Below are 15,363 nucleotides of genomic sequence, written 5' to 3'. Positions count from 1 at the left end.
CCCGAAGGAGCCCCCATGTCCTCCGCGTCCCCCAAGCCGCCCGTGTCCGTCCTCGGCCTCGGCAACATGGGCAGCGCCCTGGCGGCCGCCCTGCTCAAGGCGGGCCACCCCACCACGGTCTGGAACCGCACGGCCGCGAAGACGGGCCCCCTCACGGCCCAGGGCGCGACCCCCGCCGAGACGCCCCTTGCGGCGGTCACCGCCGCCCCGCTGGTGATCGCCTGCCTCACCCTCAACGACCACGTCTACGACGTCTTCGAGCCGCTCGCCGAAGAGCTGCGCGGCAAGACCCTGGTGAACACCACGAACGGCACCCCGGCCCAGGCCCGCGAGCTCGCCGCCTGGGCCGCGAAGCACGACATCGCGTACGTCGACGCCGGGATCATGGCCATCCCGCCGATGATCGCGACGCCGGGCGCGTACATCCTCTACAGCGGCGACGAGAAGGCCTTCGAGGAGCACCGCGAGACGCTGGCGGCCCTGGCCGACACCAAGTGGGTCGGCCAGGACGCGGGCCTCGCCGCGCTCTGGGACCTGTCGCTGCTCACCGGCATGTACGGGATGATCGTCGGCGTGACGCAGGCGTTCGCCCTGACGGGCAGGGCGGGCGTGCCGCCGAAGGAGTTCGCGCCGCTCCTGGCCGACTGGGTCACCGCGATGACGAACGGCCTCGTGCCCGGCACCGCGGCGGCCCTGGAGTCCGGGCAGCACCTGACGGACGTGTCCAGCCTGTTGGTGAACCAGGCGGCGTTCCCCAACCTGCTCGCGACGTTCGCGGAGGCGGGCGTCAGCGACGAGCTGTTCGCGGGCGTACAGCCCCTGCTCGACCGCGCGGTCGAACAGGGCCACGGCGCAGACGGCCTCTCCCGCCTGGCCGAACTACTCAAGCAGGACTGAGAACCGCCGCCGCATGGAGGCGCCCCAAAGGGGCGCGGGGAACTGCGCGCCCAGCCACATCAGACCCGCAGACGAACAAAACACTCACGGCACCAACACCACTTTCCCAGTGGTCTCCCGCCGCTCCAGCGCAGCATGCACCTCGGCGGCATGAGACAACGGAAACGACTGCACGGCAGGCACAAGCTCGCCGCGCGCCCCAGCGGCCAGGGCACGGCCCTCGTAACCGGGCCGATCCTGGGGCCGGTTCAGCAGCGCGCGCAGCGCGTCGACGTACGCGACCGGGCCCGGCGGAGGCGTGAAGGCGACCTGCGAGGCGTACCCGATGGACACGAACCGGCCGCCCTCGCCGATGAGTTCGAAGGCGGCGGCGGCCAGGGGCCCACCGACCCCGTCCAGGACCACGGTCACGGGCCGCTGCTCGCCGCCGAGCAGTTCGCGGACGGCGTCGTCCCAGCCGTCCTCGCGGTAGTCGACGGCCTCGGCGCCGAGCTTGCGCACGGCGTCGGCCTTGGCGGCCCCGCCCGCCGCACCGACCACGGTGGCGCCCACGGCGAGCGCGTGCTGGACGACGAGACGGCCGACACCTCCGGCCGCGGAGGTCACCAACACCACGTCGTCGGCGGTGAGTCGGGCGATGTCGAGCAGTCCCACGGCGGTGGCGCCGGTGACGACCATGGCCACGGCGTCCTGGAACCCGAGCCCGTCGGGCAGCGGATGGACCTGCTCCACCGCGGCGACGGCCAGCTCGGCGTACCCGCCGGGCGTCCCGGACCCGGTCACGACGGACCGCCCGAGCCAGGAGCCGTCGACCCCGGGGCCCACCGCGTCCACGACCCCGGCGACCTCACCGCCGAAGATCGCGGGCAGCTCGGGCAGCGGCGGCGCGAGATCGCTCGCGGCCCCCGCCCGCATCACGGTCTCGATGAAGTGGACCCCGGCCGCCCGGACGGCGATCCGGACCTGGCCGGGCCCCGGCTCCGGGTCCGGCACGGTCTCGTAGCGAAGGTTCTGAGCGGGTCCGAACTCGCGCAGTACGACGGCGTGCATCTGTGGTCCTCCCCCATGGGCGGCTACGACCTGACACACACCACTCTGAAACATCAACCAATGTTGAGGTCAAGCGCCGCAGGGGACGGCTCAGAGCTGCCGGGCCACCTCGGTCGCCCAGTAGGTGAGGATCATGTTGGCCCCGGCCCGCTTGATCCCGGTGAGCGACTCCATGATCGCCTTGTCCCGGTCGATCCAGCCGCGCTCGGCGGCGGCCTGGATCATCGCGTACTCACCGGAGATCTGGTACGCGGCCACGGGCACGTCCACGCGCTCCGCCACCTTGGCGAGGATGTCGAGGTAGGGCCCGGCCGGCTTCACCATCACCATGTCGGCGCCCTCCTCCAGGTCGAGCGCCAACTCCCGCAGGGACTCACGGGTATTGGCCGGATCCTGCTGGTAGGTCTTGCGGTCGCCCTTCAGCGAGGACCCCACGGCCTCCCGGAAGGGGCCGTAGAACGCCGACGAATACTTGGCGGTGTAGGCGAGCACGGACACGTCCTCGTACCCGGTCTGGTCGAGGGCGTCGCGGATGACGCCGACCTGACCGTCCATCATCCCGCTCGGCCCGACCACGTGGGCGCCCGCGTCGGCCTGGACCTGCGCCATCTCGGCGTACCGCTCGAGGGTGGCGTCGTTGTCGACGCGGCCCTCACTGTCGAGCACTCCGCAGTGCCCGTGCTCCGTCGTCTCGTCCAGACACAGGTCGGACATCACGATGAGGTCGTCGCCGACCTCGGCCCGCACATCGCGGATCGCGACCTGGAGGATCCCGTCCGGGTCGGTGCCCGGCGTGCCCAGGGCGTCCTTCTTGGACTCCTCCGGCACCCCGAACAGCATGATCCCGGAGACCCCGGCCTCCAGCGCCTCGACGGCGGCCTTCCTGAGGGTGTCCCGCGTGTGCTGGACGACGCCCGGCATGGACTCGATCGGCACGGGCTCGTCGATGCCCTCCCGCACGAAGGCGGGCAGGATCAGATCGGCCGGATGCAGCCGCGTCTCGGCGACCATGCGCCGCATCGCGGGGGTGGTGCGCAGCCGCCGGGGCCGCGAGCCGGGGAACGAACCGTATGCAGTCACTGCGCATGCACCTCAACAAGTCTCAAGCCCGTCCGGTGTCTACGGACGGGCGCGAAGCGCGATCAACCGGGGCCCAGGGGGGCTGACGCCCCCCTGGTTCGGGACGGGGTGGGCCTGGCGCGCACCCGAGAAGGCAGCCTACGGCGCGGCCGCCCGGCGCCGCCGGGCCCCCGGCCGACGCTCACTGGGTCGCGTGACGGGATCGCCCGCCTCGATCGCGGCGGCCCGGCGCCGGGCGCCGAACTCCGCGAGGGCCGCCGCCAGCTTGTGCACGGACGGCTCCGGAGCCATCACGTCCACGCGCAGGCCGTGCTCCTCCGCGGTCTTCGCGGTGGCGGGCCCGATGCAGGCGATCACGGTCACGTTGTGCGGCTTGCCGGCGATGCCGACCAGGTTCCGCACCGTGCTGCTCGACGTGAAGAGCACGGCGTCGAAGCCGCCGCCCTTGATCGCCTCGCGGGTCTCCGCGGGCGGCGGCGAGGCCCGCACGGTCCGGTAGGCGGTGACGTCGTCGACCTCCCACCCGAGGTCGATGAGCCCGGCGACGAGGGTCTCCGTGGCGATGTCGGCGCGGGGCAGGAACACCCGGTCGATCGGGTCGAAGACGGGGTCGTACGGCGGCCAGTCCTCCAGGAGGCCCGCGGCGGACTGCTCCCCGCTCGGCACCAGGTCCGGCTTCACGCCGAAGGCGATGAGCGCGGCGGCCGTCTGCTCGCCCACGGCGGCGACCTTGATGCCCGCGAAGGCACGGGCGTCGAGCCCGTACTCCTCGAACTTCTCGCGCACCGCCTTGACCGCGTTCACCGAGGTGAAGGCGATCCACTCGTAGCGCCCGGTCACGAGCCCCTTGACCGCCCGCTCCATCTGCTGGGGCGTGCGCGGCGGCTCGACGGCGATCGTCGGCACCTCGTGCGGCACCGCGCCGTACGAACGCAGCTGGTCGGAGAGCGACGCCGCCTGCTCCTTCGTGCGCGGCACGAGCACCCGCCACCCGAAGAGCGGCTTCGACTCGAACCACGACAACTGGTCGCGCCGGGCGGCGGCGGAACGCTCACCGACCACGGCTATGACGGGCCGGCCCCCGTCGGGCGAGGGGAGGACCTTCGCCTGCTTGAGGACCTGCGCGATGGTGCCAAGCGTCGCCGTCCAGGTGCGCTGGCGCGTCGTCGTACCGGCGATGGTCACCGTCATCGGCGTGTCGGGCTTGCGCCCGGCGGCGACCAGTTCGCCCGCGGCCGCCGCCACCGAGTCCAGGGCCGTCGAGACCACCACGGTCCCGTCCGACGCCCCGACCTCGCTCCAGCAGCGGTCGGACGCGGTCCGCGCGTCGACGAAGCGCACGTCCGTGCCCTGCGCGTCGCGCAGCGGCACCCCCGCGTAGGCGGGCACGCCCACCGCGGTCGCGATGCCCGGCACCACCTCGAAGGGGATGCCCTCGGCGGCACAGGCGAGCATCTCGTCCGCGGCGTCCGTGTCCAGACCGGGGTCACCGGTCACCGCACGCACGACCCGCCTGCCGCCCCGCGCCGCCTCCATGACAAGATTGGCCGCAGCCTGAGCCGGTGCGGCAGTCGGCGCCTGAGCGCTCTCTGACGTGCCGTCAGCCGACTGGGGCAGCGGTGTGTCCACACCCCCTCGGGCATGCACGCGTACGACATCGAGAACATCCGGCTCGGCGATCAGCACATCCGCTCGGGCCAGCGCCTCGACGGCGCGCAGAGTCAGCAGTCCCGGATCTCCGGGTCCGGCACCGAGAAAGGTGACGTGCCCGTGTGCGGGAAGGCCGGGAAGGTTCGAGGTGGGGCTCAAAGTGCTCGCTCCCCCATCAGACCGGCCGCGCCCTTGGCGAGCATCTCGGCGGCGAGTTCCCGCCCGAGCGCCATCGCCTGGTCTTCCGTCCCGGGCACGGGACCGGTGGTGGTCAGCTGCACCAGCGACGAGCCGTCGGTGGCACCGACGACGCCGCGCAGGCGCATTTCCTTGACAACCTGTCCGTCGGCCAGCAGGTCGGCCAGCGCGCCCACAGGTGCGCTGCAGCCGGCCTCCAGGGCGGCGAGCAGGGATCGCTCGGCGGTCACGGCGGCCCGTGTGTACGGGTCGTCGAGCTCGGCGAGCGCGGCGATGAGGTCCGCGTTGGACGCGGCACACTCGATCGCCAGTGCCCCCTGGCCGGGGGCGGGCAGAACCATGTCGACCGACAGGAAGTCGGTCACCTCGTCGAGCCTGCCGACGCGGCTGAGTCCGGCGGCGGCCAGGACGACGGCGTCGAGCCGCCCGTCGTGCACGTATCCGATCCGGGAGTCGATGTTGCCGCGGATCGGCACGGTCTCGATGGTCAGACCGTGAGCGCGGGCGTACGCGTTGAGCTGCGCCATGCGGCGCGGCGAGCCGGTGCCCACGCGGGCCCCGTCCGGCAGCTGCGCGAAGGTCAGGCCCTCGCGCGCGACCAGGACGTCCCGCGGGTCCTCGCGCACCGGCAGGGCGGCGAGCGTGAACTCCTCGGGCTGCGCGGTCGGCAGGTCCTTCAGCGAGTGCACGGCGAAGTCGACCTCGCCGTCGCGCAGCGCGTCCCGCAACGCGGTCGCGAACACACCGGTGCCACCGATCTGCGCGAGGTGCTCGCGCGAGGTGTCGCCGTACGTGGTGATCTCGACGAGCTCGACGGGGCGCCCCGTCAACTGCCGGACCTCCTCGGCCACCTGGCCGGACTGGGCCATCGCCAGCTTGCTGCGCCTGGTCCCGAGCCTGAGGGCCCTCTCGGTCATGCCCGGCCTCGCTTCGGGTCGTCGTTCTGGTGGAGCTGGTCTTGCAGAGCCGCCTGGACGCCGGGGGCGTCCCGCAGGTGGTCGGCCCGGGACACGGCCGCGACCGTCTCCGGGTCGAGGTCGAAGAGGGTGCGGAGCGCGTCCGCGTACCCGGCGCCGCCAGGCTCGCTGGCCAGCTGCTTCACCCGCACCGTCGGCGCGTGCAGCAGCTTGTCCACGACGCGGCGCACGGTCTGCGTGATCTCGGCCCGCTGCTTGTCGCCGAGCTCCGGAAGGCGCCCGTCGAGCCGGGCGATCTCGCTGCTGACGACGTCGGCGGCCATGGTGCGCAGGGCGACCACGGTGGGCGTGATGTGCGCGGCCCGCTGGGCGGCGCCGAACGCGGCCACCTCGTCGGACACGATCGTGCGCACGGCGTCCACGTCGGCGGCCATCGGCGCGTCGGCGGAGGCCTCCGCGAGCGACTCGATGTCGACGAGCCGGACGCCCTCGACGCGGTGCACGGCCGCGTCGATGTCACGCGGCATGGCCAGGTCGAGCAGGGCGAGCGCGACGGCAAGGCCCGGGGCGGCGACCTGAGCGCGGGCCACGGCCGTGGCGGTCCGCGACGCGGCGGCGCCCACGGCGGGGCTGTTGTCGACGAGCGCGCCGTGCTGCTCGTACGCGTGGGCGTCGCCGATGTGCGGGCCCGCGTCGGGCCCTTCGGCGCCGTCGGTGTCGTCGGCGGGCGTGACGAGGCAGGTGTCGTCCGCGCAGGCCAGGGAGGTGTCAGCGGTGGCCGCGGGCGTGCCCGACTGGCCGGGGAGCGTCACCGCGGGCGTACCCGTCCGGCCGGAGACCGCCGCCGCGACATCGGCGCCCGTGAGCACGAGACCCGTGGCGCCGGTGCAGGAAACGGCCACGTCGGCACGTGTCAGCTCGGCCGCCACCGCGTCCATCCGGACCGCCCGGGCCCGCACACCGGTGCCGCCGTCGGCGAGGATCTGTGCCAGCCGCTCGGCCCGCTCCAGGGTGCGGTTGGCGATCACGATCTCTTCGACGCCGGAGCGCGCGAGGGTCGCCGCCGCCAGGGACGACATGGAGCCCGCGCCGATCACCAGGGCGCGCTTGCCCTTGGCCCACGCCTCCACCGGCTCGCGCCCGGCGAGCTGCTCCAGGCCGAAGGTCACCAGGGACTGCCCGGCCCGGTCGATGCCGGTCTCGGAGTGCGCCCGCTTGCCGACCCGCAGCGCCTGCTGGAACAGGTCGTTGAGCAGCCGCCCCGCGGTGTGCAGGTCCTGCGCCCGCGCCAGGGCGTCCTTGATCTGGCCGAGGATCTGCCCCTCGCCCACGACCATCGAGTCCAGGCCGCACGCCACCGAGAACAGGTGGTGCACCGCCCGGTCCTCGTAGTGCACGTACAGATAAGGGGTGAGCTCCTCGAGGCTCACGCCGCTGTGCCGGGCGAGCAGCGTCGACAGCTCGGCCACGCCCGCGTGGAACTTGTCCACGTCCGCGTACAGCTCGATGCGGTTGCAGGTGGCGAGCACGGCGGCCTCGGCCGCGGGCTCGGCGGCCACCGTGTCGTGCAGCAGCTTGGACTGCGCGTCGACGGTGAGCGCGGCCCGCTCCAGGACGCTCACCGGAGCGCTCCGGTGGCTGAGGCCAACGACGAGGAGACTCATGCCGGCATCACCGCGGGGACGTCCCCGTCGGGTCCCTTCCGGTGCTCCTGGGAGGCGGCGGGCGCGGCGGCGCCGTCGCCCGCCCCTTCCTCGCCGGCCTTGCGCTGCTCGTGGAAGGCGAGGATCTGCAGCTCGATGGAGAGGTCGACCTTGCGCACGTCGACGCCGTCCGGGACGGTCAGGACGGTCGGAGCGAAGTTCAGGATGGACGTGACGCCGGCGGCGACGAGACGGTCGCAGACCTGCTGGGCGGCGCCCGCGGGGGTCGCGATCACGCCGATCGAGACACCGTTGTCCGTGATGATCTTCTCGAGGTCGTCGGTGTGCTGCACCGGCATGCCCGCGACGGGCTTGCCCGCCATCGCCGGATCGGCGTCGATGAGGGCGGCCACGCGGAACCCGCGCGAGGCGAACCCGCCGTAATTGGCCAGGGCGGCGCCGAGGTTACCGATGCCGACGATGACAACAGGCCAGTCCTGGGTCAGACCGAGCTCACGGGAGATCTGGTAGACGAGGTACTCGACGTCGTAGCCGACACCGCGCGTTCCGTACGAACCGAGGTACGAGAAATCCTTGCGCAGCTTCGCGGAGTTGACCCCCGCGGCGGCCGCGAGCTCCTCGGAGGAGACCGTGGGCACGGAGCGCTCCGACAGCGCGGTCAGCGCCCTCAGGTACAGCGGAAGTCGGGCGACGGTGGCCTCGGGGATCCCTCGGCTACGGGTCGCCGGTCGGTGAGTTCGGCCAGTTGCCACGGTGCTCCTGCGGGTAGAGCGGGGCTGCGGGCGGCCCCACGTCCCAAGACCGCCCCGTCGAATGCAGGCTATGTCTTTGTGAACGCGTGCACAAAGATGGTGTCCGATTTGCCCGCCCAACGTGACCGGGGTCACGCGCCCCTGGCGCACTTTCGTGGAACCGGCGCACGGCCAGGAACGACACTCACCTGACGGGGGCAAAGCCGCACACACTCCTCATGATCATCGCCCCCGAGACCTCCGAACCGCACCCGATGCTAAACGACTTTCCGGACAGCTCCGGACGTCATAACCAGCCATCGCCGCGCACGGCCCCCGCCACACCCGTGCTATGCGGCCGGCCCCCGCCCGCTACTGCGTGAGCGCCCGCCGCAGCCGCTCGGCGTCGACCTTCCAGAAGGTGTGCTGCTCCCCGTCCACGAGGACCACCGGAATCTGCTCCCAGTACTCCCGGTGCAGCGCCTCGTCCTCGGTGATGTCCTTCTTCTCCCACGCGGCGCCCAGCTCGCCGCACACCTTCTCCACCACGGCCTCGGCGTCCTCGCACAGATGGCACCCGGGCTTGCCGATCAGCGTGACCAGCCGGTCCCCGGGCACCTTCGCGGCACTCCGCGCCGCCTGCTTCGCCGTCCTACGAAAAATCGGGCTCATGCCCCCAGCTTCCTACGCGCTCCCCCGCACCGGGCGAACCCCGTACTGTGACCAGCGCGACACAGTGCGTTGACGGGTTCGAATCCCAGCCTTCACGGGAGAACCGAACAGAGTGGCTATGCTCGACGGCATGGCCGCTCTCGGTTGGCTCCACCCCCGTAGGCGCTCCGCCACCGCGCGCAGCGTCCTGGCAGGCGAGGCCTCGGCGGAGGCCGCTCGCAAGTCCTCGCAGGAGTTGGAAGACCTCGCGCGGACCCCGCCGCCCGACGAGGCCGCAGGTCCCGAGTTCCCGGTGGTCGGCGACGACAAGGCCGCCGCCTTCTTCGACCTCGACAACACCGTGCTGCAGGGCGCCGCGCTCTTCTACTTCGGCCGCGGCCTGTACCAGCGCAAGTTCTTCCAGCGCCGCGAACTCACCCGGTTCATCTGGCAGCAGGCCTGGTTCCGGCTCGCGGGCGAGGACCCCGAGCACCTCCAGGACGCCCGCGAGAGCGCCCTGTCCATCGTCAAGGGCCACCGCGTCGCCGAGCTGATCTCCATCGGCGAGGCCGTGTACGACGACTACCTGGCCGACCGCATCTGGGCCGGCACCCGCGCCCTCGCCCAGGCCCACCTCGACGCGGGCCAGAAGGTCTGGCTGGTCACCGCGGCCCCGGTGGAGATGGCCACGATCATCGCCCGCCGCCTCGGCCTGACCGGCGCGCTCGGCACGGTCGCCGAGTCCGTCGGCGGCATCTATACGGGCAAGCTCGTCGGCGAGCCCCTGCACGGCCCCGCCAAGGCCGAGGCGGTGCGCGCCCTGGCCGCCGCCGAAGGCCTCGACCTGGCCCGCTGCGCCGCCTACAGCGACTCCCACAACGACATCCCGATGCTGTCGCTCGTCGGCCATCCGTACGCGATCAACCCCGACGCCAAGCTGCGCAAGCACGCGCGCGCCCGCGACTGGCGGCTGCGGGACTACCGCACGGGCCGGAAGGCCGCGAAGGTCGGCATCCCGGCGGCCGCGGGCGTGGGAGCCCTCGCCGGCGGGGCCGCGGCCGCGGTGGCGCTGCACCGCCGCCGCCACTGAGCCCTCGGGGCGCGTGAGCCGTCCCCCGGCGCCGCGCACCTCGTCCTCGGGCGCCGGACCGGCTTCCCTTTCGCGCCGCGTGCTCGTCCTCGAACGCCGGGCGGGCCATATCCCCCGCGTCTCCGCCGGCATCGATCGCGTGTGCGGCCCGGCGGCCGCCACGTACCGTCACCAGTGCGAAAACGGCGGTAATCGTTCTCTCTTACCCGTCGGGCCTCCCGCCAGTCCCGTTCGTTCAACTCGGCCACAACACGCCCCCCGCTCAGCCCGAATGCGCGCCGTTTCGATCAATAAGCGTTCAATAACCGGTACTTGTCCGACCGCTGAACGGTAAGAGAAGCGACGTAATCGATGATTTGAGCAACTGGGTGTAGCGCTGCCTGTACGAAGCGTTATTCTCCTCAGACGCATACCGGACCCCGCACGTCGCTACGACGGGTGAACGGTCCAGCACTGCACGTGATGGAAGCTCTGCCTCTGGGAGTCCCGTGTACCCACACGTCGGGGTTGACGCCTCGGGCCTGGCTACGCTGCGCGCAACGGTCCTCGACCGCCTGCGCGGCTTCGTCCCCACCGCGTACGCCGTCCCCGCCTTCGCCGTCCCGGCACCCGCCGGGCCGTGCTACGCCTTGGCGGACGGCGGTGCCGCGGTCAGCAGACGGACGCGCTCCGGCGCCGCCACCACCACCCGCCGCCCCGCCGCGGACAGTGACAGCGCCCGCATGATGGACCTCGTCGAGCGCGCCCAGGCGGGCGAGGCCGACGCGTTCGGCCGCCTCTACGACCAGTACAGCGACACGGTCTACCGCTACATCTACTACCGCGTCGGCGGCAAGGCGACCGCCGAGGACCTCACCAGTGAGACCTTTCTGCGCGCCCTGCGCCGGATCGGCACCTTCACCTGGCAGGGCCGCGACTTCGGCGCCTGGCTGGTCACGATCGCCCGCAATCTCGTCGCCGACCACTTCAAGTCGAGCCGGTTCCGCCTCGAAGTGACCACCGGCGAAATGCTCGACGCCAACGAGGTCGAGCGCAGCCCGGAGGACTCCGTCCTCGAATCCCTGTCGAACGCGGCGCTCCTGGACGCCGTCCGCCGCCTCAACCCGCAGCAGCAGGAGTGCGTGACGCTGCGCTTCCTCCAGGGCCTGTCCGTCGCCGAGACCGCACGCGTGATGGGCAAGAACGAAGGCGCGATCAAGACCCTTCAGTACCGAGCGGTCCGCACCCTCGCCCGGCTCCTCCCGGACGACGCCCGCTGACCCGGCATCCGGGCCGACAGCCGGGCCGGCACCCGGACCGACCACCGGTCCGACACCCTGAGCGAGCGCCAACTCACCGTCCGTGGCGGCCAGATGGCCGTCGCGGCATCTCCTCATTCTTTGGCGGTCCGATCATCCTCCGTCCGTAACCCAAGTGCCGCGACGCTCGTTGTGCGAGATGCAGGCTCCCTGTGGTCGCATCCTGACCTCCCCCGAGCTCCGAAAGAGCAGGGGGACGCCCCATTCGTTCACCCGATCGTGTGGAAGCGCTCAGGACCTGCAACCCTCAGGACGCCTGGGGAGTCGACGTCATGACGAGAGGAGGTGCCGCCAGTGATCGCGAACGTATCGGCCCACCGGCGGGCGAACGCCTTCGCCCAGGCCCTGGAGGAGCACTCCGGCCAGGACCCGGCGGCCGAGCAGCCCGAAGAACCCGCCGCCCACGCGGTCGCCCGCCCCGACACCGCGGGGCCAGGACCGGCCGAGAGCGACCGCCTCCTGGCGCTCGCCGACGGCCTGGCCCGGCTCCCCAGGCCGGAGCTCGACCCCGAGGTCAAAGTGGTGCAGCGGGCCCAGCTCGTGGCCGCCATGGAGGCCATGCTCGCGGAGGGCACCACAGGCGACGCCGCCTCCGTGCCGCGCCAGCGCTCCCGCAAGGGCGCCCACCGCGCACTGCGGAAGCTCAAGCCGCGCACCCGTCTGTCCAAAGGCATCGCCGCGGGCGGACTCACCGTGGGCGTGGCCGCCGGAGCCTTCGGCGGCATCGCCGCCGCGAGCAACGACGCACTGCCGGGCGACTCGCTCTACGGCCTCAAGCGCGGCATGGAAGACCTCAAGCTCGGCATGGCGGACAGCGACGCCGACCGCGGCCAGATCTACCTCGACCAGGCCTCCACCAGGCTCAGCGAGGCCCGCAGGCTGATGGAGCGCGCCCGCTCCGGCGACCTCGACCACGAGTCCCTCGGCGAGGTCCGCCGCGCCCTCTCCGGCATGCGCCACGACGCCTCGGAAGGCCACCGCCTCCTCCGCCAGGCCTACGAGCGCGACGGCTCCCTCGGGCCCATCCAGGCGCTCTCCTCCTTCGCCAAGGCCCACGGCGCCAGCTGGCGCGACCTGCGCGCCAAGCTCCCCGTCCAGCTCGGTGACGTGGGCCAAGAGGTCAGCTCCGTCTTCGACGCCATAGAGCAGCAAGTCGACCCGCTGCGCTCCCTGCTTCCCAGGACGCCCGGAAAGCACCGCGCGACGGACGACCGCCCCCGCGAGGAAGCCCCCGACACGCCCCGCCGGGACCACCCGTCCCCGCACACCGCGGACGAGTCCCCGTCCCACCGCGCCCCGGGCAAGCCGAGGCCCCCCGCCCCCTCCCACAAGGAGAGCGAAGGCCTCCTCCCCGGAGTGACGGACGGCCTGATCGAACCGCCCGGTCCGCACACCCCGCCCCCCTCGCACCACACGTCCGAGAAGCCCCACAGCAACCCCGACCCCGCGAAGCCGGACGTGACCCTCCCGCCCCTGATCCCCGGGCTCCTGCCGGAGCTGAGCATCGAGGACGAGGGCCAGAAGTAGGCGTTTCGACACCCGGCCGTCCGCCCCCGAAATGGGAAGGCGGACGGCCGGGTCGTTTCAGCTCGTCTACGTCGTTGCAGCCCGTCCGGCCCTGCTGGGCGTCAGAAGAACACCGACCGCCGCTGCACAAGGAGCTTGTACAGCGTGTGCTGAATCTGCTCCCGCACCTGATCCGTGAGGTTGAACATCAGCATCGGATCCTCGGCGGCCTCCGGCGGATACCCGTCCGTGGGAATCGGCTCCCCGAACTGGATGGTCCACTTCGTCGGCAACGGCACCACCCCCAAAGGCCCCAGCCAAGGAAACGTGGGCGTCAGCGGAAAGTAGGGAATCCCCAACACCCGGGCCAACGTCTTCGCGTTGCCCACCATCGGGTAGATCTCCTCCGCGCCCACGATGGAGCACGGCACGATCGGCGACCCGGTCCGCAGCGCCGTGGACACGAACCCGCCCCGCCCGAACCGCTGCAACTTGTACCGCTCCCCGAAGGGCTTCCCGATCCCCTTGAACCCCTCGGGCATCACCCCGACGAGCTCCCCCCGCTCAAGCAGCGCCCCCGCGTCCTCCGCACAGGCCAGCGTGTGCCCGGCCTTGCGCGCCAGCTCGTTCACCACCGGCAGCATGAACACCAAGTCGGCCGCGAGCAGCCGCAGATGCCGCTGCTGCGGATGGTGATCGTGCACGGCGACCTGCATCATCAGGCCGTCCCACGGCAGCGTCCCCGAGTGGTTGGCGACGATCAGCGCCCCGCCGTCACTGGGCACGTTCTCGATGCCCTTGACCTCCACCCGGAAGTACTTGTCGTAGATCGGCCGGAGCAGCGACATCAGGACCTGGTCGGTGAGCTCCGCGTCGTACCCGAACTCGTCGACCTCGTAGTCCCCCGTCAGCCGCCGCCGCAGGAACGCGAGGCCACCGGCGATCCGCCGGTCCCAGCCGCCCCCGCCGCCGCGCGGCTCGGGCACCTGCCGTGCCACCGACTCCCGCTCCCCGGCGCGGTCGGCCTCGGACACCTCACCCCGGGCGCGGCCGTCCCGCCGCGGCCGCCGGCCCGAAGGCTCGGAGGAGTCCCCGCCCGCGGCCCCCGGCTTGGTCTCGTCCACCCCGGGAGCACCTCCGTCGCGCCCTGCCGGCACCGCCTTGACCTCACGCACCGTCGCCGCGTCGCCCTTGCGGCGCGACACGGTGGTCCTGCGGCGCGGCGGCCGCTGTCCGGCCCCACGCGACCGGTCGTCGTCGAACGGAATGACCTTGGCGTCCGCCATCGTTGACGATCTCCTCAGTTGGCGCTGTGGTGGGCACTGTCGTCGGCTTCGCGCCCGGCGCCCACGGGGGCGCCGCGCTCCGGACCGCCGCTCGCGAACGGCAGCGCCGCGACCTTGTCGACGGCCGCCGCGAGCGCCTCCGGAGGCAGCAGCCCGGGACCCCGGCTGCGTACGAAGTCCGCGAAGGTCTCCGCGGTCGTGTACTTGGGCTTGAACCCCAGTGTCTCGCGCATCTGCCGCGTCGCCACGACCCGGCCGTGGGTGAGCAGCCGGATCTGCTCGCGCGAGAAGTCGGTGACCCCGAGCGTGCGCAGCGCGGTGCCCACCCAGGTGACGGCGGGCAGGAACACGGGCAGCGTCGGACGGCCGAGGCGGCGCGCGCACTGCGAGAGCAGCAGCAGTCCGTCACCCGCGATGTTGAAGGTGCCGCTGTTGAGCGTGGAGCGCGCCGGGTCGTGCGAGGCGAGGCGCAGCACCTCGATCACATCGTCCTCGTGGACGAACTGCAGGCGCGGGTCGTAGCCGAAGACCGTCGGCAGGACCGGCAGCGCGAAGTACTCGGCGAGCGGCGAGTCCGCGGCCGGGCCGAGGATGTTCGCGAACCGCAGGACGCACACCGCGACGTCCGGGCGACGGCGCGCGAAGCCCCGGACATAGCCCTCGACCTCGACGGTGTCCTTGGCGAAGCCGCCGCTCGGCAGCGACTTGGGCGGGGTGGTCTCCGTGAAGATCGCCGGATCGCGCGGCGCCGAGCCGTACACGTTCGTACTCGACTTCACCACCAGGCGCTTGACCGTCGGCGACTTCTGGCAGGCGCCGAGCAGCTGCATGGTGCCGATGACGTTGGTCTCCTTGACCGAGCCGCGGCTGCCGCCGGCGAGCGCGGTGCCCGTGACGTCCATGTGCACCACCGTGTCCACGGCGTGCTCGGCGAGCACCCGGGTGATCGTGGGCTGCCGGATGTCGGCCTGGACGAAGTCGGCGCCGCCCAGATGGTGCTCGGGCGGCACCGCGTCGACGGCGACCACCCGCTCGACCTCGGGATCGCGCTGAACGCGCCGGACGAACCTGCCGCCTAGCTGCCGGGCCACCCCGGTCACGAGCACGACCTTGCCCAAGATCAGCGCCGCCTTTCCCCAGCCCCGCGTTGCTTCGGTTGCTGCGGGCCGCGTACCGCGCTTCGGCCTCTTCAGGCATCGCGGTGCGTCCGGCCTCGCGTTACGTGCGTGGCCAACGCTAGCGGGTTGTTGTTGCGCTGTGATGACTGCGAGCTGCGCGAAGTGACGACGGCCACACGACTTCGTAGAGATCAAGCCGTTCGCCCGGCTTTGAACAGTTGAACCCC

13 protein-coding genes are annotated in these 15,363 nt (G+C 72.3%); 4 read left to right on the top strand and 9 right to left on the bottom strand.

Annotated features, from left to right (window positions below):
• Nucleotides 1-15: 15 nt before the first annotated feature.
• Entirely contained in the window at nt 16-897 is an 882-nt protein-coding gene (locus tag CP982_RS24065) for an NAD(P)-dependent oxidoreductase (RefSeq protein ID WP_150512420.1), read from the top strand.
• 84 nt (nt 898-981) lie between these two features.
• Here the strand turns inward: CP982_RS24065 and CP982_RS24060 are convergent, their stop codons facing one another.
• From CP982_RS24060 to CP982_RS24030, 7 genes are all read right to left on the bottom strand, one after another.
• Nucleotides 982-1,947 (bottom strand): zinc-binding dehydrogenase, encoded by a 966-nt coding sequence (locus CP982_RS24060; protein ID WP_150512419.1) that lies wholly within the window; start codon nt 1,945-1,947, stop codon nt 982-984.
• Nucleotides 1,948-2,037: 90 nt separating this feature from the next.
• Nucleotides 2,038-3,027, bottom strand: a complete 990-nt coding sequence (gene hemB, locus CP982_RS24055; protein WP_150512418.1) for a porphobilinogen synthase — start codon at nt 3,025-3,027, stop codon at nt 2,038-2,040.
• Between the two features lie 138 nt (nt 3,028-3,165).
• Nucleotides 3,166-4,836 (bottom strand): bifunctional uroporphyrinogen-III C-methyltransferase/uroporphyrinogen-III synthase, encoded by a 1,671-nt coding sequence (locus CP982_RS24050; RefSeq protein ID WP_144320294.1) that lies wholly within the window; start codon nt 4,834-4,836, stop codon nt 3,166-3,168.
• On the bottom strand, nt 4,833-5,792 hold the full coding sequence (gene hemC, locus CP982_RS24045; RefSeq protein ID WP_150512417.1) for a hydroxymethylbilane synthase: 960 nt from the start codon (nt 5,790-5,792) through the stop codon (nt 4,833-4,835). The genes CP982_RS24050 and hemC overlap by 4 nt, the downstream gene beginning before the upstream one ends.
• The gene (locus CP982_RS24040; protein WP_150512416.1) at nt 5,789-7,456 is read right to left on the bottom strand and encodes a glutamyl-tRNA reductase; all 1,668 of its coding nucleotides are present in this window, start codon (nt 7,454-7,456) and stop codon (nt 5,789-5,791) included. The genes hemC and CP982_RS24040 overlap by 4 nt, the downstream gene beginning before the upstream one ends.
• A complete protein-coding gene (locus tag CP982_RS24035) occupies nt 7,453-8,208 on the bottom strand; it encodes a redox-sensing transcriptional repressor Rex (protein WP_030687529.1) in 756 nt (251 codons plus the stop codon). Before CP982_RS24035 ends, CP982_RS24040 begins: the two co-directional genes overlap by 4 nt.
• 351 nt (nt 8,209-8,559) lie before the next feature.
• Nucleotides 8,560-8,859: a glutaredoxin family protein gene (locus CP982_RS24030; protein ID WP_150512415.1), complete on the bottom strand. Its 300-nt coding sequence runs from the start codon at nt 8,857-8,859 to the stop codon at nt 8,560-8,562.
• Nucleotides 8,860-8,989: 130 nt separating this feature from the next.
• On the opposite strand from CP982_RS24030, the gene CP982_RS24025 reads away from it, so the two are divergent.
• The 3 genes from CP982_RS24025 to CP982_RS24015 all read left to right on the top strand — a co-directional run bounded on the left by CP982_RS24025 (nt 8,990) and on the right by CP982_RS24015 (nt 12,753).
• Nucleotides 8,990-9,928 (top strand): HAD family hydrolase, encoded by a 939-nt coding sequence (locus tag CP982_RS24025; RefSeq protein WP_150512414.1) that lies wholly within the window; start codon nt 8,990-8,992, stop codon nt 9,926-9,928.
• 488 nt (nt 9,929-10,416) lie between these two features.
• Entirely contained in the window at nt 10,417-11,187 is a 771-nt protein-coding gene (locus CP982_RS24020) for an ECF subfamily RNA polymerase sigma factor, BldN family (RefSeq protein WP_150512413.1), read from the top strand.
• A 333-nt stretch (nt 11,188-11,520) separates the two neighbouring features.
• Nucleotides 11,521-12,753, top strand: coding sequence for a DUF5667 domain-containing protein (locus tag CP982_RS24015; RefSeq protein ID WP_150512412.1), 1,233 nt, complete (start codon nt 11,521-11,523; stop codon nt 12,751-12,753).
• Between the two features lie 101 nt (nt 12,754-12,854).
• Here the strand turns inward: CP982_RS24015 and CP982_RS24010 are convergent, their stop codons facing one another.
• Together CP982_RS24010 and CP982_RS24005 are read right to left on the bottom strand one after the other, a co-directional pair.
• Complete coding sequence (locus CP982_RS24010; protein ID WP_150512411.1) at nt 12,855-14,018, bottom strand: lysophospholipid acyltransferase family protein; 1,164 nt, start codon at nt 14,016-14,018, stop codon at nt 12,855-12,857.
• 14 nt (nt 14,019-14,032) lie between these two features.
• Complete coding sequence (locus CP982_RS24005; RefSeq protein ID WP_150512410.1) at nt 14,033-15,136, bottom strand: NAD-dependent epimerase/dehydratase family protein; 1,104 nt, start codon at nt 15,134-15,136, stop codon at nt 14,033-14,035.
• Nucleotides 15,137-15,363: the final 227 nt, after the last annotated feature.

The sequence above is a fragment of the Streptomyces spectabilis genome (genome assembly GCF_008704795.1).
Classification (GTDB): Bacteria; Actinomycetota; Actinomycetes; order Streptomycetales; family Streptomycetaceae; genus Streptomyces; species Streptomyces spectabilis.
This window is presented reverse-complemented; position numbering and strand designations above follow the sequence as displayed.

Coding starts and splice junctions, on each gene's coding strand:
- CP982_RS24065 (WP_150512420.1), top strand. CDS start 16: ATGTCCTCCGCGTCCCCCAAGCCGCCCGTGTCCGTCCTCGGCCTCGGC.
- CP982_RS24060 (WP_150512419.1), bottom strand. CDS start 1,947: ATGCACGCCGTCGTACTGCGCGAGTTCGGACCCGCTCAGAACCTTCGC.
- hemC (WP_150512417.1), bottom strand. CDS start 5,792: ATGACCGAGAGGGCCCTCAGGCTCGGGACCAGGCGCAGCAAGCTGGCG.
- CP982_RS24040 (WP_150512416.1), bottom strand. CDS start 7,456: ATGAGTCTCCTCGTCGTTGGCCTCAGCCACCGGAGCGCTCCGGTGAGC.
- CP982_RS24030 (WP_150512415.1), bottom strand. CDS start 8,859: ATGAGCCCGATTTTTCGTAGGACGGCGAAGCAGGCGGCGCGGAGTGCC.
- CP982_RS24025 (WP_150512414.1), top strand. CDS start 8,990: ATGGCCGCTCTCGGTTGGCTCCACCCCCGTAGGCGCTCCGCCACCGCG.
- CP982_RS24010 (WP_150512411.1), bottom strand. CDS start 14,018: ATGGCGGACGCCAAGGTCATTCCGTTCGACGACGACCGGTCGCGTGGG.